The sequence below is a fragment of the Collinsella sp. LCP19S3_A6 genome (assembly GCF_052122015.1).
Taxonomy (GTDB): Bacteria; Actinomycetota; Coriobacteriia; order Coriobacteriales; family Coriobacteriaceae; genus Collinsella.
Genome location: NZ_JBQKDD010000003.1, coordinates 137,614 through 161,715, shown reverse-complemented (window position 1 = coordinate 161,715; position 24,102 = coordinate 137,614). Strand labels below are relative to the sequence as shown.

General features: G+C 57.7%; 15 protein-coding genes. 7 read left to right on the top strand and 8 right to left on the bottom strand.

Features of this window, described 5'->3' with window-relative positions; all coding sequences use genetic code 11:
• The first annotated feature begins 101 nt into the window (after positions 1-101).
• Together ACTQVX_RS03040 and ACTQVX_RS03035 are read left to right on the top strand one after the other, a co-directional pair.
• Positions 102-1,175, top strand: a complete 1,074-nt coding sequence (locus ACTQVX_RS03040; RefSeq protein WP_441032488.1) for an SDR family NAD(P)-dependent oxidoreductase — start codon at positions 102-104, stop codon at positions 1,173-1,175.
• Positions 1,176-1,582: 407 nt separating this feature from the next.
• Positions 1,583-1,810: a hypothetical protein gene (locus ACTQVX_RS03035; protein ID WP_441032491.1), complete on the top strand. Its 228-nt coding sequence runs from the start codon at positions 1,583-1,585 to the stop codon at positions 1,808-1,810.
• A 217-nt stretch (positions 1,811-2,027) separates the two neighbouring features.
• On the opposite strand, the gene ACTQVX_RS03030 is transcribed toward ACTQVX_RS03035, so the two are convergent.
• Together ACTQVX_RS03030 and ACTQVX_RS03025 are read right to left on the bottom strand one after the other, a co-directional pair.
• Complete coding sequence (locus tag ACTQVX_RS03030; RefSeq protein WP_441032493.1) at positions 2,028-2,318, bottom strand: helix-turn-helix domain-containing protein; 291 nt, start codon at positions 2,316-2,318, stop codon at positions 2,028-2,030.
• A 106-nt stretch (positions 2,319-2,424) separates the two neighbouring features.
• Positions 2,425-4,230, bottom strand: a complete 1,806-nt coding sequence (locus ACTQVX_RS03025) for an amidohydrolase (protein WP_441038879.1) — start codon at positions 4,228-4,230, stop codon at positions 2,425-2,427.
• Positions 4,231-4,471: 241 nt separating this feature from the next.
• Between ACTQVX_RS03025 and ACTQVX_RS03020 the strand changes: the two genes are divergently transcribed.
• Positions 4,472-5,383, top strand: a complete 912-nt coding sequence (locus ACTQVX_RS03020; RefSeq protein ID WP_441033680.1) for a response regulator transcription factor — start codon at positions 4,472-4,474, stop codon at positions 5,381-5,383.
• Positions 5,384-5,447: 64 nt separating this feature from the next.
• Here ACTQVX_RS03020 and ACTQVX_RS03015 read toward each other — a convergent pair whose 3' ends face one another.
• Positions 5,448-5,684: a response regulator transcription factor gene (locus ACTQVX_RS03015; protein ID WP_441062878.1), complete on the bottom strand. Its 237-nt coding sequence runs from the start codon at positions 5,682-5,684 to the stop codon at positions 5,448-5,450.
• A 315-nt stretch (positions 5,685-5,999) separates the two neighbouring features.
• On the opposite strand from ACTQVX_RS03015, the gene ptcA reads away from it, so the two are divergent.
• The 3 genes from ptcA (at position 6,000) to ACTQVX_RS03000 (ending at position 10,294) form a co-directional block, all read left to right on the top strand.
• Entirely contained in the window at positions 6,000-7,070 is a 1,071-nt protein-coding gene (gene ptcA, locus ACTQVX_RS03010; protein WP_441038877.1) for a putrescine carbamoyltransferase, read from the top strand.
• Positions 7,071-7,336: 266 nt separating this feature from the next.
• Positions 7,337-8,767, top strand: a complete 1,431-nt coding sequence (locus ACTQVX_RS03005; RefSeq protein ID WP_441033671.1) for an APC family permease — start codon at positions 7,337-7,339, stop codon at positions 8,765-8,767.
• A 321-nt stretch (positions 8,768-9,088) separates the two neighbouring features.
• The gene (locus ACTQVX_RS03000) at positions 9,089-10,294 is read left to right on the top strand and encodes an agmatine deiminase family protein (RefSeq protein ID WP_320772223.1); all 1,206 of its coding nucleotides are present in this window, start codon (positions 9,089-9,091) and stop codon (positions 10,292-10,294) included.
• Between the two features lie 456 nt (positions 10,295-10,750).
• On the opposite strand, the gene ACTQVX_RS02995 is transcribed toward ACTQVX_RS03000, so the two are convergent.
• Positions 10,751-11,170 carry a YjdF family protein gene (locus ACTQVX_RS02995; protein WP_441033667.1) on the bottom strand — a complete coding sequence of 140 codons (420 nt, stop codon included), beginning with the start codon at positions 11,168-11,170 and terminating at the stop codon, positions 10,751-10,753.
• A 1,518-nt stretch (positions 11,171-12,688) separates the two neighbouring features.
• Here ACTQVX_RS02995 and tet(W) point away from each other — a divergent pair.
• On the top strand, positions 12,689-14,608 hold the full coding sequence (tet(W), locus tag ACTQVX_RS02990; protein ID WP_441560147.1) for a tetracycline resistance ribosomal protection protein Tet(W): 1,920 nt from the start codon (positions 12,689-12,691) through the stop codon (positions 14,606-14,608).
• A gap of 35 nt (positions 14,609-14,643) precedes the next feature.
• On the opposite strand, the gene ACTQVX_RS02985 is transcribed toward tet(W), so the two are convergent.
• From ACTQVX_RS02985 to ACTQVX_RS02970, 4 genes are all read right to left on the bottom strand, one after another.
• On the bottom strand, positions 14,644-14,859 hold the full coding sequence (locus ACTQVX_RS02985) for a hypothetical protein (protein WP_441016470.1): 216 nt from the start codon (positions 14,857-14,859) through the stop codon (positions 14,644-14,646).
• Between the two features lie 247 nt (positions 14,860-15,106).
• On the bottom strand, positions 15,107-17,347 hold the full coding sequence (locus ACTQVX_RS02980; protein WP_441032585.1) for a DNA gyrase subunit A: 2,241 nt from the start codon (positions 17,345-17,347) through the stop codon (positions 15,107-15,109).
• Between the two features lie 45 nt (positions 17,348-17,392).
• Positions 17,393-19,390 (bottom strand): DNA gyrase/topoisomerase IV subunit B, encoded by a 1,998-nt coding sequence (locus ACTQVX_RS02975; RefSeq protein WP_441032582.1) that lies wholly within the window; start codon positions 19,388-19,390, stop codon positions 17,393-17,395.
• Positions 19,391-19,644: 254 nt separating this feature from the next.
• Positions 19,645-24,003, bottom strand: a complete 4,359-nt coding sequence (locus ACTQVX_RS02970) for a hypothetical protein (RefSeq protein ID WP_441032579.1) — start codon at positions 24,001-24,003, stop codon at positions 19,645-19,647.
• Positions 24,004-24,102: the final 99 nt, after the last annotated feature.

Sequence of the window (24,102 nt, the reverse complement as noted above, 5' to 3'; positions counted from 1 at the left end):
CGGATACCATTGGTGCAGCTCCATTGAAATGAAGCGCTAAGATAATCAGCAAAGGGGCCTTCCCGTCTGGGAAGGCCCCAACTTTGTGCGCCGAGCATGGCATGTCAGAGAGCAAGCGTTTTGTTGAGGGGGTAAATTGTTTGCTAGCAGCCTCTGACCATGCTAAATCTGTCTACTATTCAAACAGAAAAACGAGCAGCTCAACATTTTTTCCTGCAGAAAAGAATACGGCAGTGTACGCAACGCGGCCGGCCCCTTCCCTTCCTGCCGAAATCCACACGCCTGCCATCCGCTTTTTCTATGCAAATATTCACAAACACGCAAAAAAGGAATACAAATACCTTATCGATTATTTGAACGAGAAAGGGACCACAATGGGTAGACTCGAAGGCAAAGTTGCTATCGTAACGGGCTCCACCAGCGGTATTGGCATCGGTATCGCAAAGGTATACGCAGCCGAGGGCGCAACGGTTGTTATTAGTGGTCGTCGTGCCGAAAAAGGCCAAGTTGTAGTTGATCAAATTGTTGAAGCAGGCGGCAAGGCAAGCTTCCACTATTTCGACATTACCGAACCAGCAAGCATCGAAGCGCTTATTGCAGACACTGTAGAGCAATACGGCAAGCTCGATATTTTGGTAAACAATGCAGCAAACGTTGCCCTCAAGGACGGTCGTGTTGACGAGCTCACCCTTGAAATGTGGGACGCTATTTTGGAAAGCGACCTGCGCGGCACCTTCTATGCAACGAAGTGCGCTATCCCCTACATGAAAGAAATTGGTGGCGGCGCAATCGTCAACATTGGCTCTATGGCATCATGTGCAGGCGACTTAGGTTCTACCGCTTATGCATGCGCCAAGGCGGGCGTAGACATCTTCACGCAATACGTTGCCTTGCAATACGGCAAAGACAACATCCGCTGCAATTGCATCCGTCCAGGCTTGATTGTTACGCCAGAAAACGAGGCGAAGGTTCCTCAGATGCTCAAAGATATCTTCTTGGGTAGCATCATGGTTAACCGCTACGGTTGCCCAGAAGACATTGCTCATGCAGCCGTATATTTTGCCTCCGATGAAAGTACCTACACCACAGGACAGATCATCAACGTTGACGGCGGCATGAATTCGCACGCTCCAACCGTTGCTCAGTTCCGCCAGATGAATTCCCGCACGTGGTAATTCGCACAGGCGAATAGACCAATACGAAAGCGCGAACGCGAGAATGCGGAAAGCGTGGACGCATGAACGCATGAACGTGCTAGAGTGTGAAAACGCGAAGGCGCGCATGACTGAACGTGCGAAAGCACACCACGCACGCATAAGATTTCTTGCAGATAGAATCTACATGGCCACCCTTTGCAGGTGGCCATGTTTTTTGTGCAGGCAATCTGTTGGCTAAGGCTTATAGGACAAAATGTGTGTCCACGTTGGGGGCATCGGCGCAGGTCGATGCCCCTTTTTCAGCCGTTTGAATTCCGTGCCCGCTTTTAACCGCTCGGACAGAATGCGTGTCCGGTTGCCTATCGTTCCCGCAGGTAGATAACCCTTTTCCGGAACCGTCAAAAATCCTTTCGGAAGAGGTGTCCATGAAGGCCGTCTATTGCCCCTACTGCGGCGGGCGGGTCTTCAGGCGCAGGACGGCCGAGTTCTGGGAGGTCTGGCCCATGCCCGAGTGCGTCGACGCGGTCCACAGGGTCGTCTTCGTCGACGGCATATACCTCGCCAGAGACCTCGTCGTCCTCATCGCGCGGTTGCGGAGGTGTGGCCGCAAACCATGGTCCAGCGCTGCCTTCGGCATGATTTCTCCTAGGTGAACAGGCACACGACTAGCAGGCCGAGGCTGAGGGCGGCTATCGAGCTGAGGGGCTGGCCGTCGACCTTATGCACGTTGAGACCCTGAGGGAGGCCGGGCAGCGGCGGGCTCCTTCTCGGCAGATACATCGATTGAAAGGCCCGATTCATTCTCGACAGGCACGATGCCGAACTCGTCCTCCAGCTGCAGAAGGAGGCCCAGGAGGTCTCGGGCGTTCTCTACCCTGAAGTCCAACAGGCAAGCGGAGAGATGTCGAGAGCTTCGGCGATGGCTTCCACCTGAGGCTGCTTGGGAGTCCTGAAATTCGTCTCATAGCGACGGATCGCGCCCTTGGAGACGCCGATTTTCTCGCCCAGCTCTCCCTGATAGAGCCCGCGAAGCTTACGGTAGTACCTGATTTTCTCGCCGGTAGTAAAGTGCGCTAAAACAAATTGGAGAGTGAGAAGCCCTTTCGGGATACTGCGTGTTTGCGTATTGCCGCAGTGCCGGTAAGGACTGCGAAGTCGCATAGATTGGCCCCCGCGGCTCTGCGGGACTAATGACCGCAGAGCCGCGGGGGCTTGTGTTCGAGGGTTTGTGAGCCGTTCTGTATTGCTGGCACCTTCTGGCGTGGTTCTATCCCTTGTAGACGATGCGGCCGTCGGAGATGGTGTAGATCACGCGCGTGTCGGAGATGGCCTTGGCATCGGCTTCGAGAATGTTGGTGTCCAGCACGACGAGATCGGCGAACTTGCCTACTTCAACGGTGCCGATAATATCGTCCATGAAGTTCTGGTAGGCGTCGTTCTTGGTGTAGGCCTCGAGCAGCTGATAGGCTGTGAGCCCCTGTTCGGGCCAGCGGGTCATGTCGGTGTCCTCTTCCTCGGGATAGGGCGAGTTGCGGGTAACGCCGACCTCGATCGCATCGAGCGGGGCAAATGGAATGACGGGGGCGTCTGAGGAGCCGCTGATGCAGATGCCTGCCTCGGCCAAGTGCTTTGTTGGGTACAACGCCATGGCGCGCTCGTCGCCGATATAGGCGCGCTCCAGGTCCATGAGATCATCGTGGTACATCATCAGGAATTGGAGATTCGCCACTACATCCAAATCGGCCATGCGCTGGATATCCTCATCGGTAATGGCGCATACGTGGGTGATCGTGTGCCGCGCGTCGCGCTTCCCATTGGTCGCCCGAGCCTCCTCGAAGGCATCAAGGGTGCCGTGAACGGCGCCGTCGCCCATGGCGTGCACGTGCACCTGAACGCCTTCTGCATCAAAGTCGTGTACAAGACGGGTAAAGTCTTCCTGAGACCAGATGGGTTCGCCGCACCAATGATCGCCGAGCCCCGTTGATTCCTGGTAGGGTTCCAGGAAGACGGCGGTGCCTCTTTCGGTCACTCCGTCGTAGAAAATCTTCACGGTATTCGAAGAAATCATGTCTGTGGCGGAGTCGTTGTAGGACTTGATGGCGGAAAGCACCTCGTCATAGGTGCGGCCTTCTTTCATAGTGGGGACGACGCGCATGCGCAGGGTCAAATTGCCCTCGTCCTCCAACTCGTGATACATGTCGATAATATCAAGACCGCCTTGGGTGATATTTGTAATGCCGGTTATGCCATAGGAGTTTGCTTCCTTCATGAATTTGCGCATGGCCTTTTTCAGATTATCGTTGGTCATGGTGTTGGGCATGATGGCGAACACAATTCCCTTGGCGGCATCGGAGACGCACCCCGAAGGCTCTCCCTTCTCATTGCGATAGAACAGGCCGCCTTCTGGGTCGGGGGTGTCGGCAGTTACGCCAGCCATTTCGAGGGCCTTGGAATTGACCCAAGCGGCGTGGTAGGAGACGTCGTGGATGAGAATGGGCTTATCGGGGCAGATGGCATCTAGATCTTCTTTCGAGGGCCCGGGATTCGAGCCGTCGGGAAGCTGGTAGGCATTGAGCATGAAAGGCGCTCCGATGTAGCCCTCCTCGTCGGGATGGGCCTCCACGAAGGCGCGGATTGCCTTGAGGTATTCCTCGTTGGTGGTAAGCCCCGTCAGGTCGATCTGGAAGAGGGCGTTGAACCAGTTGGCGGGGGCGTGGATGTGGCCGTCAATGAAGCCGGGGGAGACGAACTTGCCATCGAGGTCGATGACTTGAGTCTTGTCTCCTACGAAAGCATCGATGCCCGAATCGTCGCCCACGTACACGATCTTGTTGCCCGCGATAGCGACGGCTGATGCAACATCGCTTTCTGACACCATGGTCTGCACATGGCCGTTGCGGAGCACGATATCGGCAATGTTTTGATCGGCGGAACCGGGCGTGGCATTTGATCCAGGCTGCTCCCCGGATGCGCATCCCCAGAGTCCGCCCGAGAACGCGGCAGCCGCTAGGGCGCTCGATCCAATGACGAAACGACGGCGGCTGAGAGGTTGCTTCTGATGGGATGTGCTCATAAGACCCTCCTTAATTTGGTTGCAGCGCTGTCTCTTTTTTGCGCTGCAGTAATTCAACCTTAAGAGTCAGGGGGTCCTTTGTTAAGAAAAACAGAGAGGGATTTGAGATTAATCGGAGGATGATTTTCTATCCCCCTGTCCCTGAACAGCGAAAATGCAGGGAGACAAATCGGACGTTGGGGTAGTTTTAGCCTTGGGTGCTAAATCTTCTATAATGTTGCCGCTTGATGAAGGAGGAGTCGTGTCCCTCGCTTTTCTCTACAATGTGGCAAGTTGCATCGCCTATGCGTTAGTCAGTGCTGCCTATGGGAGTCTGCACTATGTCGAGCGCAGGCGGGGCTATCTCTTCGTCGCGCTCACCTTCCTTTTGTATACGATAGATATATGTTCTGTATTCATGTATGAGTTCGTTCCGGAATTCGCGATGCAATTCGAGGGCACGCGAAACGCCTATCCTATGCTCCGCTTTGCATTCAACATGGTGGTAATCCTCTTGTATCGGCTCGTGCTCGGCAGCTTGCTCTCGCGCAGCATCTCTCTCGTAGAGGGATTTTTTTGGGCAGTTTGCATGATGGTGGCTTTGGCAAGTGGCGCTTCGTCAGTCGAATCGGTTGCACTATGGCGCGAGTTTCTCTTTACCAGGTTGTTGGCGATCTGGGTAATAGGGTACGGCATCTGCTGCTTGGCGGCAGAGTTTCGACGTATGAGCCGATGGCGATGGGTTCTCTCGCTCTTACTTGTGCTCATATATGCCTTGGCGGAAGCGGCAACGTATTTGGCCTTTAGACAGGAGGGCGGCGCGCGCTCTGTCTCTCCTCGTAGGGTTCCCGTTGAGATTATGGCGCTTTGCTTCACCGTGGCTGCGTATGTCTTTCTTGCACATCATCGGCGGATACGTAATGTGCGGTTGGCGGAATCCCTTGTGCCCTGGATTGCTCGCGAATACGGGCTGACCAAGCGCGAGGAAGTACTGCTGTCGCTCCTTGAAAAGGGCGCATCGAACAAGGAGATTGCTGAGCAAGAATGCATTTCCGTCAACACGGTGAAAACCCACATATCGAATATTTACGCCAAGCTTGGTGTGAGTAGCCGAGACGAGCTTGCGCAAAAACTTAGAAAGGAACTGAGTGGCCGTAAAAGGGCCGGGCTCTGAGAGGCTGGGAGTCGGTGCGGCTATGCGGCCGCCCCCTACGGGATCAGCCGTCTACGGCCGTTCTTCATCCCTTCCAGAACAGCTGGGTGAGTTCTTGGCGGGTGGCGGTGCCGGTTTTCTTCAGAATGTTGTGCACATGGGCCTTCACAGTGCCCAGGGCCAGTTGCAGCGAACTGGCGATGTTCTGGTTGTCCTTGCCCTGCAGCACCTCTTTCAAGATGACGCGCTCGCGCGCGGTCAGGTGACAGTGCTCGCAGAAGGCGAGGAGCAGCTTGTCTACGTATTCTTGGGTGTCGGGCACGTCGGTGCTCGGCGGTTCCTTAGAACGGAGGCGCAAGGTGTTGACAGCGGCGCACAGGGCGAAGAAACCAGTTCAATATCAATCCGTTTAGGCGTTAGGACTAGTTAGGATTAGTTAGGATTAGCTAGGATTAGCCAGGGCAAGGTGTGCGGTGAGCTAATGTAATCTGAAAATAATCCTGGTTATTTCTTCTCAAAACTACGGGTGCGCCCCATGCTGTGTGGCGCAAGGGAGCGTCTCGCTCATTTCGGGGCGCTTCATGGGAGCGCGGTCCGCAAGGGGCGGTCCGGCCAACGAATTTTGAAGGAGATTTCAATGGTCAAAGATTACATCGACACCAACGACTTCACAAAAGAAGAGCTGCTCGGCATGGTAGATCTGGCCATCGCCATGAAGGGGCTCATCAAGGAGGGCGGCGAGTACCCGCACCTGCTGAAGGACAAGACCCTCGGCATGATTTTCCAGCAGGTGTCCACCCGTACCCGCATCTCCTTCGAGACGGCCATGACCGACCTCGGCGGTCACGCCGAGTTCTTCGGCCCCGGCTCCATCCAGCTGGGTGGCCATGAGTCCATCGAGGACTCCGGCCGCGTTATGGGAAGCCTCGTCGACATCCTCATGGCCCGCGTCGATCGTCATAAGGATGTAGTGAGCTTGGCGAAGTACTCCGCGGCCCCCGTCATCAACGGCATGAGCGAGTACAACCATCCCACCCAGGAGCTCGGCGACCTCATGACCATGATCGAGAACCTCCCCGAGGGCAAGAAGATCGAGGACTGCAAGTTTGCCTGGATCGGCGATGCCACCCAGACCTGCGCGTCGCTCATGTTCATCTGCACTAAGATGGGCATGGACTTCGTGCAGTTCGGACCGAAGGGACATCAGATTCCCGACGGCTGCCTGCATATAGGCACCGATGAGGAGCGCGCCGAGTTCGGCAAGCATCTCATGGCTATCGGCGAGGAGAACTGCAAGGTCTCCGGCGGCACCATCACCATTTCCGACGACATCTCCTGCATCGAGGGCGCCGACTTCGTGTACACCGATGTGTGGTACGGCCTCTACGACAGTGAAGTCTCCAGCTCCAGCTACATGGATGTGTTCTATCCGAAGTACCAGGTGACCAGGGATATGATGAACGTTGCCGGTCCGAACAGCATGTTCATGCACTGCCTGCCCGCCAACCGTGGCGAGGAAGTCGTCGACGAGGTCATGGACGATCCCGAGTGCTCCCTGTGCTGGGTCGAGGCCGAGAACCGCAAGCACTCCATTCGCGCCATCCTGGCCACCCTGTGCCCCCAGAGCGAGCCCGACGAGGAGAAGGCTGCGGCATACCGCGCCACCATCAATGAGCGCATGGCGGCCCTCGGTAAGCACGGTCTGTAAGACGTACCAGGTCGGGCGAGCTACGGCTCGCCCGCCTTCGCAGGAGATGGGCGACCTCATGGCCATCGGCGAGGAGAACTGCAAAGTCTCCGACGACAACCGAGTGCATCAAGGGCGCCGACTTCATCTACACCGACGTGTGGTATGGCCTGTACGATGCTTTCTGATGGGCAGCAGCAGATGCTTGTCTCTTGCCGCCCATCATCTGCGCCACTGCGCGTAAGCACTGGCGCCCTGTCTGAAAACGACTGAGCAAAGGATTAAATATGAGTGACGGAAAGAAAAAGCTTTCCTTCCTGACGGTCATTTCGACCATCATCTGCGTCGTCTTCGTTTGCGAGGCCGCCGCTCCTGCTGCTGCCATTGGCAACCAGCAGTTCTTCTGGTGGATCTTCCTGATCCTGACCTTCCTGCTCCCTTACGGCATGGTCGTCGCCGAGCTCGGCACCACCTATGACGGCGAGGGCGGCATTTACGACTGGGTACGCGATGGCCTGGGCGACAAGTGGGGCGCCCGCATTTCGTACTACTACTGGGTCAACTACCCGCTGTGGATCGCCTCGCTGGCGACCATGTTCCCCGACATCCTGGGCATGGTCTTTGGCGTCGAGTTCAACCTGATCGCCAAGATGGGCATCGAGCTCGCCTTCGTGTGGATCGTCTACCTCATGGGCCGCTCCAAGGCGGCCGACTCCGAGTGGGTCCTCAACGGTGGCGCCCTGATCAAGGTCGCCGTTGCCGTTATCGTCGGCGCCCTGGGCATCTGGTATGCCATGGAGAACGGTTTCGCGAACGACATGTCCGCCGCCACCTTCCTGCCCGAGCTCACCAACACCAACGCCCTGGGCTACCTGTCCATCATCATCTTCAACTTCACGGGCTTCGAGGTCATCTGCACCTTCGCCAAGGACATGGAGAACCCGACCCACGACATTCCGAAGTCCATCATCCTGGGCGGCCTGACCATTGGCGCCATCTACCTGTTCGCTGGCTTCGGCATCGGCGCCGCCATCCCGGCCGACTCCATCGACCCCGACTACGGCATGATCGTCGCAGTCCAGACCATGGTGGGCGATTCCGTGCTCTTCAAGGTCATCTGCATCGCCTTCCTGATCACCCTGTTCGCCAACATGGCCGCCTGGTCCTTCGGCGTCAACTCCGTCGCCCGCTACGCCGCCGAGCACGGCAACATGCCCAAGGTCTTCGCCTCGATGGTCTCCGAGGACGACATGCCCAACGGCGCCAACCTGGTCAACGCCGTCGTCGCCTCCCTGGTCCTCTGCCTGCAGCTCGTTCCCGTCGACGCCATCTCCAACGGCGTCTTCTGGATGCTCTTCGGCACCTCCGTCGTCTTCCTGCTGCTCACCTACATCCCGATGTTCCCGGCGTTCCTCAACCTCCGCAAGAACGACCCCAACCGCGAGCGCATCTTCACGTTCCCGTTCAAGGGCGCAATGATGAAGGTCATGCTGGCCATCCCCTGCATCGAGCTGATCCTGGCCATCGTCGCGACGCTGGCGCCGTTCTCCGCCGCCGAGGTCGGCGAGAAGGTCCCGATGATCATCATCTTCATCGTGCTCATGCTCATCGGCGAGGTCGTCCGCGTCGTCAGCGCCAGGGGCCGCGAGACCGAGTACAAGGGCCTCACCCCCGAGCTGGCCGCCCAGCGCCTCGCCGAGGAGGCCGAGGAGAACTAGGGCTCCCGGTTCCGGGGCCCCGGCCCCGGGCACCCCGGCCTCCCCGGGGGCGCGCCCGGGCGACGGGTCCGCCAACCATCCCCCGGGGCGGGTGCAGGCGATAGCTCCGGCAGCCGCCGACCGCCCCGACCCCTCTCCCGTATCCCTCGTGCGTCCCGTCTCCGCGCACCTGGCTACGTCGTCGCCCGCCGGTGCGACCCCGTGAAAACCGGCCCCGGGCGCCCCGACCTCTGCCGGGGGGACGGGCGCCCGCCATCTCTTGGTCCTAGGCCGCGGGCAGCCCGCCCGCGGCAGACGATCGTTCGGTTTGGAGGAAATCTTATGCGTACGATCACCGAGTCCGAGTCCACCCCGAGGGCCGACGGCTTCTTCATGCCCGCCGAGTTCGCCCCCCAGGACCGCGTGTGGATAGGCTGGCCCCACCGCACCGACACCTGGGCCCACGGCGCCAAGCCCGCCCAGAAGCAGTATGCCGCCATCGCCCGCGCCATCTCCGAGTTCACCCCGGTCTACATGTGCGCCAACCAGGTCGACTACGCCAACTGCAAGGCCGTCTTCGAGAACGACGAGAACGTCACCGTCGTCGAGATGACCACCGACGACGCCTGGTTCCGCGACACCGGCGCCACCTACGTCATCAACGGCAAGGGCGAGAAGCGCGCCAACCACTGGCACTTCAACGGCTACGGCGGCCTCATCGACGGCCTCTACTTCCCGTGGGACAAGGACGAGCAGATCGCCCTCAAGATGGCCGAGCTCTCCGGCTGCCGCCGCTACCGTCCCGACGACATGATCCTCGAGGGCGGCTCCATCACCGTCGACGGCGAGGGCACCCTCGTCGTCACCGACCAGTGCCTCCTGTCCCCCGGCCGCACCTGCTCCGCGGTGCTCGAGGAGGAGGAGGACCCCGAGTCCCTCTGGCCCAAGTACCGCAAGAAGTTCGAGCCCTGGAGCGAGGAGCTTCGCGGGTACATGACCGAGCACCTCAAGGACTACCTCGGCGTCGAGAAGGTCATCTGGGTCAAGGAGGGCATCGACCCCGAGGAGACCAACGGCCACATCGACGACGTCGCCACCTTCATCGCCCCGGGCGTCATGGTCTGCATCTGGACCGACGACCCCGAGTACCCGTTCTACGAGCAGTGCCACGCCGCCTACGAGACCCTCTCCAACGCGGTTGACGCCAAGGGCCGCAAGCTGAAGGTCTACAAGCTCTGCATGCCCGTGAAGCCGCTGTACATGGACCAGGCCTCCTGCGACACCATCGACGCCGACGAGAACGCCGAGCCGCGCGTCCCCGACGAGCCGCTGATCGCCTCCTACATGAACTACCTCGTGACCAACCACGGCGTCATCGTCCCGCAGTACGGCGACGAGAACGACCAGCTGGCCGTCGACACGCTCCAGGAGATCTACGACGAGGTCTGGGGCGAGGGCGTCTACAAGTGCGTGGGCGTCAAGTCCGACCAGGTCGTCTACGGCGGCGGCAACATCCACTGCATCACGCAGCAGGAGCCGTCCGCCTAATAGCCCGGCTTGCCGGGGCGCGGCGCCCCTCCTTCACGGGAGTCCGCCGCACCCCGGAGGCCCGGCCGGCCAGGCGAACGGGGCCGACTGGCCGGCCGGCGGGGCTTTCCCCGGGCGCTCCGCTGCCTCCACACCGGAGCGCCCCTCCCCTTCGATTGGATACCCGCCTGGCCTGGGACCTGTTGCGGGTTAGGCCAATTGTTCGCTTGGATATCCCAGGTCAGGCGCGTATCCAATTGCCGAAAGTTCCCGGTCGTATACGCGGCCGTCTTGATCGGAGTATCTATGTACCAGCGTATTTAATTACTGCGCTGGAATAGAACACATGTTTGATAAAATGATTTAGCATCAGACAGCGGGCACGGTTTCAATCGAATCCGTGCCCGCTGCTGTATGTGTGAGCAGTGTGAATAGGGGACGTAGCCCTGTTCACACCTGGGCCCATGTCGGCACCGGTCAATGCCCACGATGCTTTTGCTTGCGCTTCAGCTTCCGCTGCTCGAAGCGCGCCTCCGCCTCATCCGCGCGACGCTGACTTCTTGCTTGAGCCGACTCCCGCTTCATCGCTTCCCGCTGTGCCGCGAGCGCCTGTTGTGCCTTGGTGCTCACCGCGGGCCGTTTAAGGGCTTTCGCTGCCTCGCGAGCGCGCCGCTTGGGGTTCTTCGCGGGCTTGCTTGTCTCAGTGGCCTTGTCGCCGAAGAACGAGAGCTTCTCCCATTTGCCGACAACGAATCGCAGGATCTCCTCATCGGACGGCTCCGCGCCGAAGACGATGCGGGCGACGCCGTATCTGCCGTCCTCGACATGCTCCGCCAGCCCGACCCAGAATTGGCCGTCATGATATACGGTCAGGGTGGACGACACACTGATCTGCATGGTTGGTTCCTCCTTTATGTAGATGACCATGCAGAGAAGGGACAACCAAGGAGGCAGGTCACTGATGCGGACCCCCGCACGCCCACGACTACCCGACGGGGACTGTGTTTTTATCTCTGGTAGTTGGATTGTAGCACGCGCAGACGCGCCCTTCATCGCTGGCGACATGACATGGTTGGGGCTTACCACCCGACGCGCCCTTGCGCATATCGTCTTCTCATTTTCGAAACTTTAAAAGACCTTGAGTTTCGAAACCGCGAAGGAGAGTTTAAGCAAGAGACGACGTTAGCTCTGAGTCGACGCTCGAGAAGGGGCTCTCGTCGCTTCTGTCCATCAGGGATGCAGTCACGAAGGTCCTCATCGCCCGCGCGGGAGTTCGAACGCGCGCAAATCGATACGGACGCAAGCGAAGCCCCAGTCAGCTCCATGACTTATGGGAAAGCCGCCCTCTGCAGGCTTCTTACCCTTGTTGTGGCGGTTGTTGTTTACGGTGTTGTTTGCGTTCGCATTGGCAGAGGAGCTGTCGCCGTTGCCCCTCCGTTTTCGTCAGTACCGGGCTGGGTGGCTGCCCTTCAGTCTGCATGCAAGGTGAGATCGGGCCCAGCGCCGTCTTTTTATAAGCGCTTTGGCGAAAACGTCCTGCTTATCAGAAGGATTTAAGTCCCAATTAAACAAGGAGCGGAAAGAGAGCCATATGCGATAGCAATGATTTCGCTATTGCATCTTCTGCTTGCATTTGCCTTAAGAAACCCTATATTAAAATGAGGCGCAATCGTATCCTTTTACCAAATCTGAGCAAGCGCATATATGCCCCAGCTCAGATTCAAAAGACTTTGAAAGCGAGATGCCATGAGCAAATGCTCATGTACGGTAAGGAAGCAAGCAACCGAAAACAAGAGATAGACCGCCAGCACTACACTATTCCGAACCAAAGACCAAAAGATAAGCATTGTGGGAAAATCTAAACTTTTGGATTTTCCCACAATGCCGACTACGGCGGAATCCCTCCCACTCCTTATATATTTCTTTCTGTATACATTGAATTTGTATTTAGTAAAATGCAGACAACACCACGGATCGGCTTTTGGCTGGACAATTCCAACCAAACACCGCAGCAGACAGTAGAAACCATTCTGAACGTTAGGAAGCCGGTATGATTGTTACATATAAGGGGAAGAAAAATTTCTTTTAGATACTTGTTTTCCTAAAACTGATGTGATATAATAATTCAAGTCCAGAAAAGGAGTAAAAAATATGCGGCAAGGTATTCTTAAATAAAACTATAATCAAATAGTGGGAACAAAGGATTATGATAGTCCCTTTTGTAGGGGCTTAGTTTTTTGTACCCAATTTAAGAATACTTTTGCCTTATCAATTTTGACATATCCCCAAAAACAGCACTCACAAACAGGTGTATGCTGTATACGTGTATGTCCGCAATTATCATCCCCAGTGGTAAAAGTATTTTACTGCTGGGGATTTTTATGCCCTTCGGGGCAGTAAAGGGAGGACAATCACATGAAAATAATCAATATCGGGATTCTTGCCCATGTAGACGCTGGAAAGACAACCTTGACGGAGAGCCTGCTATATGCCAGCGGAGCCATTTCAGAACCGGGGAGCGTCGAAAAAGGGACAACGAGGACGGACACCATGCTTTTGGAGCGGCAGCGTGGGATTACCATTCAAGCGGCAGTCACTTCCTTCCAGTGGAACAGATGTAAAGTCAACATTGTGGATACGCCCGGCCACATGGATTTTTTGGCGGAGGTGTACCGCTCTTTGGCTGTTTTAGATGGGGCCATCTTGGTGATCTCCGCTAAAGATGGTGTGCAGGCCCAGACCCGTATTCTGTTCCATGCCCTGCGGAAAATGGACATTCCCACCGTTATCTTTATCAACAAGATCGACCAGACTGGCGTTGATTTGCAAGGCGTGTATCAGTCTGTTCGGGATAAGCTCTCCGCCGATATTATCATCAAGCAGACGGTGTCGCTGTCCCCGGAAATAGTCCTGGAGGAAAATACCGACATAGAAGCATGGGATGCGGTCATTGAAAATAACGATGAATTATTGGAAAAGTATATCGCAGGAGAACCAATCAGCCGGGAAGAACTTGCGCAGGAGGAACAGCGGCGGGTTCAAGACGCCTCCCTGTTCCCGGTCTATCATGGCAGCGCCAAAAAGGGCCTTGGCATTCAACCGTTGATGGATGCGGTGACAGGGCTGTTCCAACCAATTGGGGAACAGGGGAGCGCCGCCCTATGCGGCAGCGTTTTCAAGGTGGAGTATACAGATTGTGACCAGCGGCTCATCTATCTGCGGCTATACAGCGGAACGCTGCGCCTGCGGGATACGGTGGCCCTGGCCGGGAGAGAAAAGCTGAAAATCACAGAGATGCGTATTCCATCCAAAGGGGAGATTGTTCGTACAGACACCGCCCACAAGGGCGAAATTGTCATTCTTCCCAGCGACAGCGTGAGATTAAACGACGTATTGGGGGACAACACCCGACTTCCTCGTGAAAGGTGGCGCGATGCCCCCCTCCCCATGCTGCGGACGACGATTGCGCCGAAAACGGCAACGCAAAGAGAACGGCTGCTGGACGCTCTTACGCAAATTGCGGATACTGACCCGCTTTTGCGCTACGAGGTGGATTCCATCACCCATGAGATCATTCTTTCTTTTTTGGGCCGGGTGCAGTTGGAGGTCGTTTCCGCTTTGCTGTCGGAAAAATACAAGATTGAAACAGTGGTAAAGGAACCCACCATCATTTATATGGAGCGGCCGCTCAAAGCAGCCAGCCACACCATCCATATCGAGGTGCCGCCCAACCCGTTTTGGGCATCTATCGGACTGTCTGTTACACCACTCCCGCTTGGCTCCGGCGTACAATACGAGAGCCGGGTTTCGCTGGGATACTTGAACCAGAGTTTTCAAAACGCTGTCAGGGATGGTATCCGTTACGGGCTGGAGCAGGGCTTGTTCGGCTGGAACGTAACGGACTGTAAGATTTGCTTTGAATACGGGCTTTATTACAGTCCGGTCAGCACGCCGGCGGACTTCCGCTCATTGGCCCCGATTGTATTGGAACAGGCATTGAAGGAATCAGGGACGCAACTGCTGGAACCTTATCTCTCCTTCACCCTCTATGCGCCCCGGGAATATCTTTCCAGGGCTTATCATGATGCACCGAAATACTGTGCCACCATCGAAACGGTCCAGGTAAAAAAGGATGAAGTTGTCTTTACGGGCGAGATTCCCGCCCGCTGTATACAGGCATACCGTACTGATCTGGCCTTTTACACCAACGGGCAGAGCGTATGCCTGACGGAACTGAAAGGGTATCAGGCCGCTGTCGGCGAGCCGGTCATCCAGCCCCGCCGTCCAAACAGCCGCCTGGACAAGGTGCGCCATATGTTTCAGAAGGTAATGTAAAGATACATAATCGTCAAGACGGCAACAATCAGAAGTTATGGAGGGTAACAATGGAACGCCGTTTCTGAAAGGAGCGAGAGAAGCGCCGTCTTGCCCGTTCCCCTTGCTCCCGTAATAATAGTCGACAGGTTGGGATCTCCCGGGCCGTTGATAAAGCCACGGTTGATGTCGCGCAGGATATGCTCGCGACCCGCTAGAAAGGGAGGGACGCTTCCAAATGTTGGGGTAAAGGGGTTCTTGCTGTACTCCATGGTAGCTCCTTTGCAAGTTTTGCTAATTTTTGCAAGTTTTGCTAACTTTTGCAAGTTTTGCTAACGACAGACCAAAGGGCATCGAAGCAGTGGCGCTGACATGTTTTACGCAGAAAAATAAGCAGAAATCAATTTATCTGCGTTAAAAAATAGTTGAGAAGAAAAAACGACGAGTCCCGGGCGCAATGCCGTTGCGTTCCGGGCCTCGTCGCTTTGCGAAGTGTCTAACGATCTCGTTGCCGTCGTCCTAGTCAAACAAACTCGGCATGTCGTTTTCCTTCATGAGGGCACCGGCAGAGGGGAGACTCTGCGCGGTGAACTTCTCGGCCGAGACGCCAGCGCCAAGGATTTCCTCGGTCGTGCCGACGGTGGTGACCGAGCGACCCTTCTTGGCGGTAAAGGCCTGGACGCCCTGCGTGTTGGTGGTCGTCTTGGTCTTGAGCAGCGACGTGTTGAAGTTCATCAGGCGGTAGTCGCTCGAGACCAGCGCGATGTCGCGGTCTTCCTTGAGTACCTGAGCATACAGCAGTTTGCTGCCGCCGTAGATGGCGTTCTTGAGGCGCTTGCGGTTGGTCTTGGTAACGTATCCGGCAAGTGCGACACGCACCACGCGGCCGTTCTCAAAGACAAACAGCACGTCGGCCTTGTAGTCCTCGGGGTCGATGACCCAGATGACACTCTCGTCGGGTTCCATCTCGAGGTCGGTGGGCAAGTACGAGCCCAGCTGGGCCGACTTGGTGTCCTCAAACGCCGCAACCTTGCACTTGTATACCTGGCTCTTGTTGGTAAAGACCAGCAGCTCGTGGGTGTTGGAGGACGGGAACTCGATAAAGGGCTTATCGCCGTCCTTGTACTTGAGCGTCGCAGCCTTCTTGAGTACGCGGTCCGTCATCTTCTTAAGGTAGCCATCGCGCGAGAGCATGATGGTAACCGGGTACTCCTCGATCTCGGGCTCCAGGCTTACCTCGACAACCTCATGGGGCTCGATCCTGCCCGTGCGGCGCGGCATCACGTACTTCTTGTTGACCGCGGCCAGCTCGTCGCTGATGACCTTCTTGATGTTCTCTTCGCTCGAAAGGATCTCCTCAAGCTCGGCAATCTCACCCTCGAGCTTAGCGATGTCCTTGGTGCGGTTGAGGATGTACTCCTCGTTGATGTTGCGGAGCTTAAGCTCGGCAACAAACTCGGCCTGGGTCTCGTCGATGCCGAAACCCTTCATAAGGTTGGGCACGACCTCGGCCTCGAGCTTGGTGCCACGGATGATGGCGATGGCCTTGTCGATGTCGAGCAGAATCGCCTCAAGACCGTGCAGCAGGTGCAGGCGCTCGGACTTTTTGCCCAAGTCAAAGTTAATGCGGCGACGCGTGGACTCAATACGCCACTTGACCCACTCGTGCAGGATCTGGCGTACGCCCATAACGCGGGGATAGCCGTCGACCAGCACGTTAAAGTTGCATGAGAACGAATCCTGCAGCGTAGTCGAGCGATAAAGCTTCGCCATGAGCTTGTCGGGGTCGACACCGCGCTTAAGATCGATGGCGATACGCAGACCCGAGAGGTCAGTCTCGTCACGGATGTCAGCGATCTCCTTGACCTTGCCCTCTTTGGAGAGCTTGACGATGCGATCGATGATGACATCGGTCTTGGTGGTGTAGGGGATCTCGTAGACCTCGATGATGCGCTCTTCGGAAATCCAGCGCCAGCGGGAGCGGATCTGGAAGCTGCCAAGGCCGGTCTCGATAATCTTTTCCATCTCCTCGCGGCGGTAGATAATCTCACCGCCGGTCGAGAAGTCGGGCATGGGCATGTACTCGAGCAGATCGCAGTTGGGATCCTGCAGGTAGTGCATGGTGGCGGTGCAGACCTCGTTGAGGTTGAAGCCGCAGATGTCGGACGCCATGGCGACGCCGATGCCCTTGTTGGCCGAGACAAGGATGTTGGGGAATGTGGTAGGCAGCAGGCGCGGCTCCTTCATGGCGCCGTCGTAGCTGTCGACAAAGTCGACCGGGTCCTTGTCGATGTCCTTGAAGATCTCGGCACTGATGGGGGCGAGCTTGGCCTCGGTGTAACGCGAGGCAGCGTAGCTCAGGTCGCCCGAATAGTACTTGCCAAAGTTGCCCTTCGACTCCACGAAGGGGGCGAGTAGTGCCTCGTTGCCGGTGGCCAGGCGCACCATCGTCTCGTAGATCGCGGCGTCGCCGTGCGGGTTGAGCTTCATGGTTTGGCCCACGATGTTAGCGCTCTTCTGGCGCTCACCTTTGAGCAAGCCCATCTTGTACATGGTGTAGAGCAGCTTGCGGTGCGAGGGCTTAAAACCGTCGATCTCGGGGAACGCACGCGAGACGTTGACGCTCATGGCGTAGGGCATGTAGTTGACCTCGAGCGTCTGCGTGATCGGCTGATTGGTGACCTCGGAGTGCAGGCCGATGACGTTCTCGGCGTTGACCTGCTTTTTCTTTGGCTGGTTCTTTGTCTTCTTCTTTGCCACGATTTCCTCTTGAACTTCTTATGGGCCGTCGTTATCGATTTGCTGCTACTGCAGGTCCAGCTGGTCCAGGTATTCCTTGCCGTGCTCCGAGATATGGCGCTTGCGGCCCGCCTCGTCGCTGCCCAGCAGAAGGTTGAACATGGTCTCCATCTTGGTGACGTCTTCGGACTCCACCTTAATCAGACGACGCGTCTCGGGGTTCATGGTGGTGAGCCACATCATGTCCGGGTCGTTCTCACCAAGACCCTTGGAGCGGTTGATGGAGCACTTCTGGTCGCCGATCTCCTTAAGAATGCCGTTCTTCTCGAGCTCGGTGTAGGCAAAGTAGGTCTTTTCTTTGCAGTTGATCTCGTAGAGCGGCGACTCGGCGATATACACGTAGCCTTCGTCGATAAGCGTGGGCACCAGGCGATAGAGCATGGTGAGCACGAGCGTACGGATGTGATAACCGTCGACGTCGGCGTCCGTACAGATGATGACCTTGTTCCAGTTGAGGTTGTCCAGGTCGAAGGCGCCGAGGTTCTTGATGCGCTTGTCTTTGATCTCCACGCCGCAGCCCAGCACGCGCATGAGGTCCATGATGATGTCGGACTTAAAGATGCGCGGATAGTCCTCCTTTAGGCAGTTGAGGATCTTGCCGCGGACGGGCATAACGCCCTGGAACTCGGCATCGCGCGAGGTGCGAATGGCGCCTGCTGCCGAGTCGCCCTCTACGATGTAGATCTCGCGGCGGCTCTTGTCCTTGGAGCGGCAGTCGATGAATTTCTGCACGCGGTTGGCCATGTCGGTCTTCTGCTGCAGGTTGGTCTTGATGCTCTGGCGCGTCTTCTCGGCATTCTCGCGCGAGCGCTTGTTGATGAGCACCTGCTCCATGATCTTGTTGGCGGCATCTTTGTTCTCGATCAAGTAGGTCGAGAGGCGCTCCTTAAAGAATGCCGTCATGGCCTGCTGGATAAAGCGGTTGTTGATGGCCTTCTTAGTCTGGTTTTCGTAGGACGTTTGGGTGGAGAAGCAGTTGGTCACCAGCACCAGGCAGTCCTGGACGTCCTGCCACTTAATGCCGCTCTCGTTTTTGTTGTATTTGCCCTGTTGCTTAATGTAGGCATCGATGGCGCTGGTGAGGGCACTGCGGGCCGCCTTTTCGGGTGAGCCACCGTTCTCGAGCCAGGAGGAGTTGTGGTAGTACTCCTGCATCGTGAAAGTGCGCGAGAAGCACATGCAAGCAGTGATTTTTACGTTGTAATCGGGTAGATCCTCGCGATCGCGACCGCGACGGTCGGCCTCGATAAAGAAGGGCTCGGTAAGGTAGTCGGTACCGACCTTCTCGAGCACGTAGTCCTCGATGCCCTTGGGATAGCAGAAGTCCTCTTCGGAAAACTCGCCGTCGTCGCCCTCGATGCGCAGCCGGAAGGTCACGTTGGCGTTGACCACGGCCTGGCGGCGCATGGTCTCGCGATACCAATCGTGGGGGATGCTGATGGAGGTAAAGACCTCAAGATCGGGGCGCCACTTGATGGTGGTGCCGGTGCGGTTCTCGTCGCTGGGCTCAACCTCGAGTGCTTTCTTTTTGGCGCCGACGACCTTGCCCTTCTTAAAGTGCAGGGAGTACTTGTTACCGTCGCGCCAAACCGTGACGTCCATGTATTCGGAGGCGTACTGGGTTGCGCACGAGCCCAGGCCGTTGGTGCCGAGCGAGAAGTCGTAGTCGCCGCCCTGGTTGTTGTTGTACTTACCGCCGGCGTAAAGCTCGCAAAAGACGAGTTCCCAGTTAAAGCGCTTCTCGGAGGGGTTCCAGTCAAGCGGGCAGCCGCGGCCGTTGTCCTCTACCTGAATGGAGCCATCGCGAAAGGTGGTAAGGGTGATGAGCTTGCCGTAGCCCTGGCGCGCCTCGTCAACGGCGTTGGACAGGATCTCGAAGGCGGCATGCGCGCAGCCGTCGAGCCCGTCCGAGCCAAAGATGACGGCGGGGCGCAGGCGTACGCGCTCCTCGTCCTTGAGCTGACGAATACTGTCGTTACCATAGTTTGCGGTGTTTTTTGCCATGCTCGCTCTCTCGATGCTCCTTTGCTGCGTTTTAGTCATATAGATAGTCAAGGTAGCATAGCCCAGCCCTTGGGCGATTCCAACCAACACGAAATCCATCGAACAATCGTTCGGAGTTCGATAAGGTTTCGTTTACTCGCACAAAACCGAGTCGGTATTGTGCGAGCAAGTTTGAATAGCGAACCGAAGTTGTAATGTCCGCATAGCGATGACGAATGAGCCGAGTCGGCGTCTCTCACAAAAGTAACTAGGAGCTAGCGGGGCCTATCCGAATTGACCTCATTGGCGGTATCGGCTTCGAGCGCCGTGCGGCGGGCGCTGTAGGCGACGAGGCCGGCGCCTGCCGCGGCGAGTGCTGCAGCGGCTGCCGTAAGGGGAGCGCATGTATCGCCCGTGCCCGCAAGCGCGCCCGCTTTTCCGGGGCGCTTGCTATTGTTGTGGTCCTTGCCGCTGCTGGAGCTGCTTCCGCCGGAGCCGCCGCCCTTGTCAGTACCGCCGCCACTCGAGCCGCCACCGTCGTCCACCGTCATCGGTGCATCGTGAAGCCCCGTCGTATCCGCGCTGTCGCATACGCCGACCTGAACTTCTGAGCGTTCGCATGCCGCGTCGGGCACATGAAGCTCGTGCAGTACGGCACCCAGCGCCGAGTTTGCACCCGGCCGAATTTCCTCGAGCGTTACGGGATCGAGCGCCACCAGGTTATGCGCCTTCGCATACAGCGTTACGCGTTTGCCCACATCGTCGCTCCAGCTCTCGGGGATGGCAAAGCTCATGCGGAACTGTGCCGTGCAACCCGGTGCCAGCACGGCGTTGCCGTTGTCGGCTACCAGCGGGTGCGTTGCAAAACGTGCGCCCAGCGTCTCGAGCGCGTACTTCACGTGTGCCATGTCTTGGGCCGAAGCATCCTCGGCAAGCTCTGGATCGTAGATCGAAACCATGCGTGCGTTCAGTCCGAATCCGATGGATGCGCTGGAGAACGGCTGGCTGGAGCCCTCTCGGTACAGATCGATCGTGCCGGCGGTCAGCAAGGTGTTGCCGTCGTTTCGCACCGTGACCATGAAGGATTCGCCTGCTGCTCCGGGTACCACTGCGCCCGAGGTAGCGACTGCGCCCGTCGGAGTGGCACACGCCACCAAGGGCACTTCGATGCCGTGCAGCTCTGCCTCGCTCTTCTCCGCGCTCACAATGTGCGTGGCGAGTGCGGAGAGCATGCCTCCCGACGTCAAAAATGTCGTTATCTGATCGACGGGGTGGTCCAGCTCGCACATCACGAACGGCTCCGTGAACAGATCGCCTGCCAAGGTGCTGGCGAAGATGCGGAAGTGCTTGCCCATCACTGCTACCGGGTTGCCTTCTTCGTCGTAGGTTTGTCCCACCTTGCCATCGGTGTTCTCTACATAGAGCACGCACCTGCCGTTGTTGCTTACGCTAAACGATGCCGGGCCACAGCCTGCGGCACCCACGGGCTGCGTTGCAAATGCCGATGCGCCTCGCGTCCAAGTAATATGCTGCAGTTGCTCGTTGACGGTTGCCAAAAAGCCCGAATGTTGTGGCCATGGCACCGCATGAGGTACCGTGGCGTCTGGTGACATAACGTCCCAGCACGCAATGGACTGGCCGATCACGGCGTACGATGCGCAGCCGCAACCGTCTGCGGTCTCGTACGCAACGGACACCACCATTTTGCCGTTGATATTCTCGGGCTTGCCCAGCTCGATACTCGACGGTGCTTGCGGAAAGCGGAGGACCTGACGGAACGTGAGACTGTCGCCCAAATCATCCGACCACAAGGTAAAGCATTCCAGCGCAACCTCGGCCTCGCTGCCGAGCGCCTCTTCTGCGGTGGTTCCGCGGCGGTGGAGGTAGGCACCCGACAGGCGCCCGTCGACGAGCGTCTTGCCCACCGTGATACGCGGGCACTGCAGACAATGGTAGCCATCCTCCTGAAGGCGGCCGCGCGAGATGCTGCGCCACGACGTATACGACACCACGCGAACTTTGCTATTACTTATGCGCAGGCGCACGACGGACAGTATGCCGGCTGTGCTTGCCGTATCGAAAAGGGTGTTGTCACCGGCGGGGCGCTCGCCCGAGATCAGCAGCACGTAGGCGTCCTGGTTTCCTCTTCCGTCCGTATATTCCACCACGTCGAAGTCGTAATCGAATATGCCGTCGCGCTCCACGTCGCCCTCGCCAAACCCAAGGGGAAAGTCCACGGGAGTGGGAGCGGACCACGTGCCGTTTGCCTTTGTGTGCACCACCAGGCGCGAGCGGCCATTGTCGCCGTAGCGCACCGAGGCGATACGGAACAGACATTCTACGCCGGCAATCATTGCCAGCTTCATGTGAGCTTCGCTGAGCACGCCAGTAAACAGCACGTTGTCGCTCGAGGGTTTTATGCCGCCACGCTCGTCCTCCGATACGCCAGCAGAATTGGCGTTGGGGTCCGCAACGGCGTCCTTCGCCTGCCCGATATAGGTGTACTTATACATCGGCGCGGCGTTTTCTATCAGTGTATGGACGAAATGCTCGATCTGTCCCGTGTCGTCGCTTTCTGCATCCGCCTCGAGCTCAATGCGCGTGACCGCTTGATCCCAATCGCGCACGACAGGCGCGACGTTTACGGCGGTGGCCTTAACCTCGGCGCGTGCGAGCAGCTCGGCGTTGGTGACGATGGTGGCCGATGCGATAAATTGCGGCACGCCGCCTGCCTCGGCGTTGCCGGCCGTGCCGAAGCGGGCATCCAACGTGTAAGGCGTATCTCCACCCAATGCGAGCTCAGAGCGCTGGAGCACATACTGGTTGCCATTGTTCACCGACATATTCCACGAATCGAGGAGTGTGGGCCACGACCCCGACCAAGCCTTGGTGGTCCACTTGAACATTACGAACTGGAGTATCACATCGACATCGACGTCTGCACCTACGCGCAGTCGCGGAAGCTGGTGTCCATCTGCCTTCTCGTACCCAATGAACAGCGTGAGGGATGCGGCGCCGCGCACGGCAGACGAAGCGACGCCTGCAACGCCGGCGCCAAAGGTGACGGCAAGCCCGATCTGGATGGTGAACGAGCCCGAGGTGTTTGAATAGTCGAGCGAAATGTTTTTAAAAAACGCCGCGCCGCTGCCGTGCGTGTGGGCACCCACGGCGAGCGCCAGCTTCGCCAGCACCCAGGGGTTGACGTTTAGGAAAAACGGCACCGGTCCTAGGGTAAACTGCTCGGTCCAATTGAGGTCGGTTCTTACCTGGAAGAGGGCCTTAATATTGCCAAATGCGGGGTCGTTGTTGTCACCCCAGGTTTTGCCCACCCAGTCGTAGGCGAGCGATCCGTACAGCTGTGTGGCGATATTCATCGTAAAACGCGGCGTGCAGTGGTGACGAAGCAGCTTAGTGTTCCTTGGATCGGTGCCCGAACCGGCACTCATACTTTTGTACTGATTCCACTTCCCCTCCATCTCGTCGAGGTAGCGGTTTGCCTGCTTGGCGCCCGACTCGCGCGGTGACTTCTTCCAGTATTCCGGATCCGGATTGCCCGAATCGTTCATGTAGCCGACCGGTTTGTATCCTCCGCCAAACAGCACGTATCCGGCAAAAGAGAAATCGAACAAAATGGGGAACGAGGGCATCCAGCACGTGAACTTATTGCCGCCGATGCCGGGAAACGCCGCCGGGAAATCAAACGGAGTAATCTCTTGGTCCATGGTGGTGGGGACGATAGTGGTCGAGCCCGATTCTGCCTTTGCGGCCGGCGCGGTGACAACGGCCATGGGGGAGGAGAGTGTATAGGTCTTGCCCTGATAGTCGAGGACAAAGCGCAGCTTGCATCCTTCCTCCAGAAGGCCCGAAGCTGCATCGAGGAACGTGTCTTCGAGTGTGAACGTTGCCAGATTATCCGAACCCGATGCACTGGCCTTGACTTGGCCAATTTGCGTGACGGTTTCGGATGAGCTGCTCGTGGCGGGCATTACCTTGTTGATGCACAGCGTTGCCTGTCCACCCTGTGGCAGATGTGCCTGCACGGTAAAGGCGTGCGTGTCGGGTTGGTCGTTTCCGGCGTCGTCCTTCGGCAGTGCCATGAACGTGGCGTCGGCGTACTGGATGTCCCACTCGTCGAACGTAAGCTGGCGAAAGTACGGCTCACCGTCGGAAAGCGGACGTGTGGGCGCGGTAATGGCGGTGCCGCCCTGGATGCGCGTGAGGGGGATCTCGACATCACGGTAGCCCGCCATGCTGATGGAGATGCCACCGTTAAAGTCGTACGCGTCGAGAAGCGTTGCCTCGTCCACGTAGCCTTCCGAAAGCGGCGCGACCTCAAAGATGGCCGTGCCCTCGTCGTCGGTAGTGGCGGAGAGCTGCTTGCCCGCGGCATAACGCGACGCGAGCGTGACCTGGGCTCCCTTGATGGGCATATTCTTGTTGGCGACGTCGACCACGACCACACCAAACATGGTGCGCGAGAGAACGAGCACCTTGAAGGGGTCTTCTTCGTCGGCATAGGCCTCGGTGGGGGCGAATGGCAGTATGAAGGCGTTTGCGCTGCTCGGCACGCGAGGCAGCATGATGCCTGCCAGCGAGGATGCTCCGGCGATAAGTAGCGAACGACGATCAAGCATTTTGGGCTCCCATCCCGCAAATAACGGAGGAAATAATCCTATTTTGCGAGAAGGTGCCCCGTGGCGGTAGTGCCGTTCAAGGGTCAAAATGTCCAAATT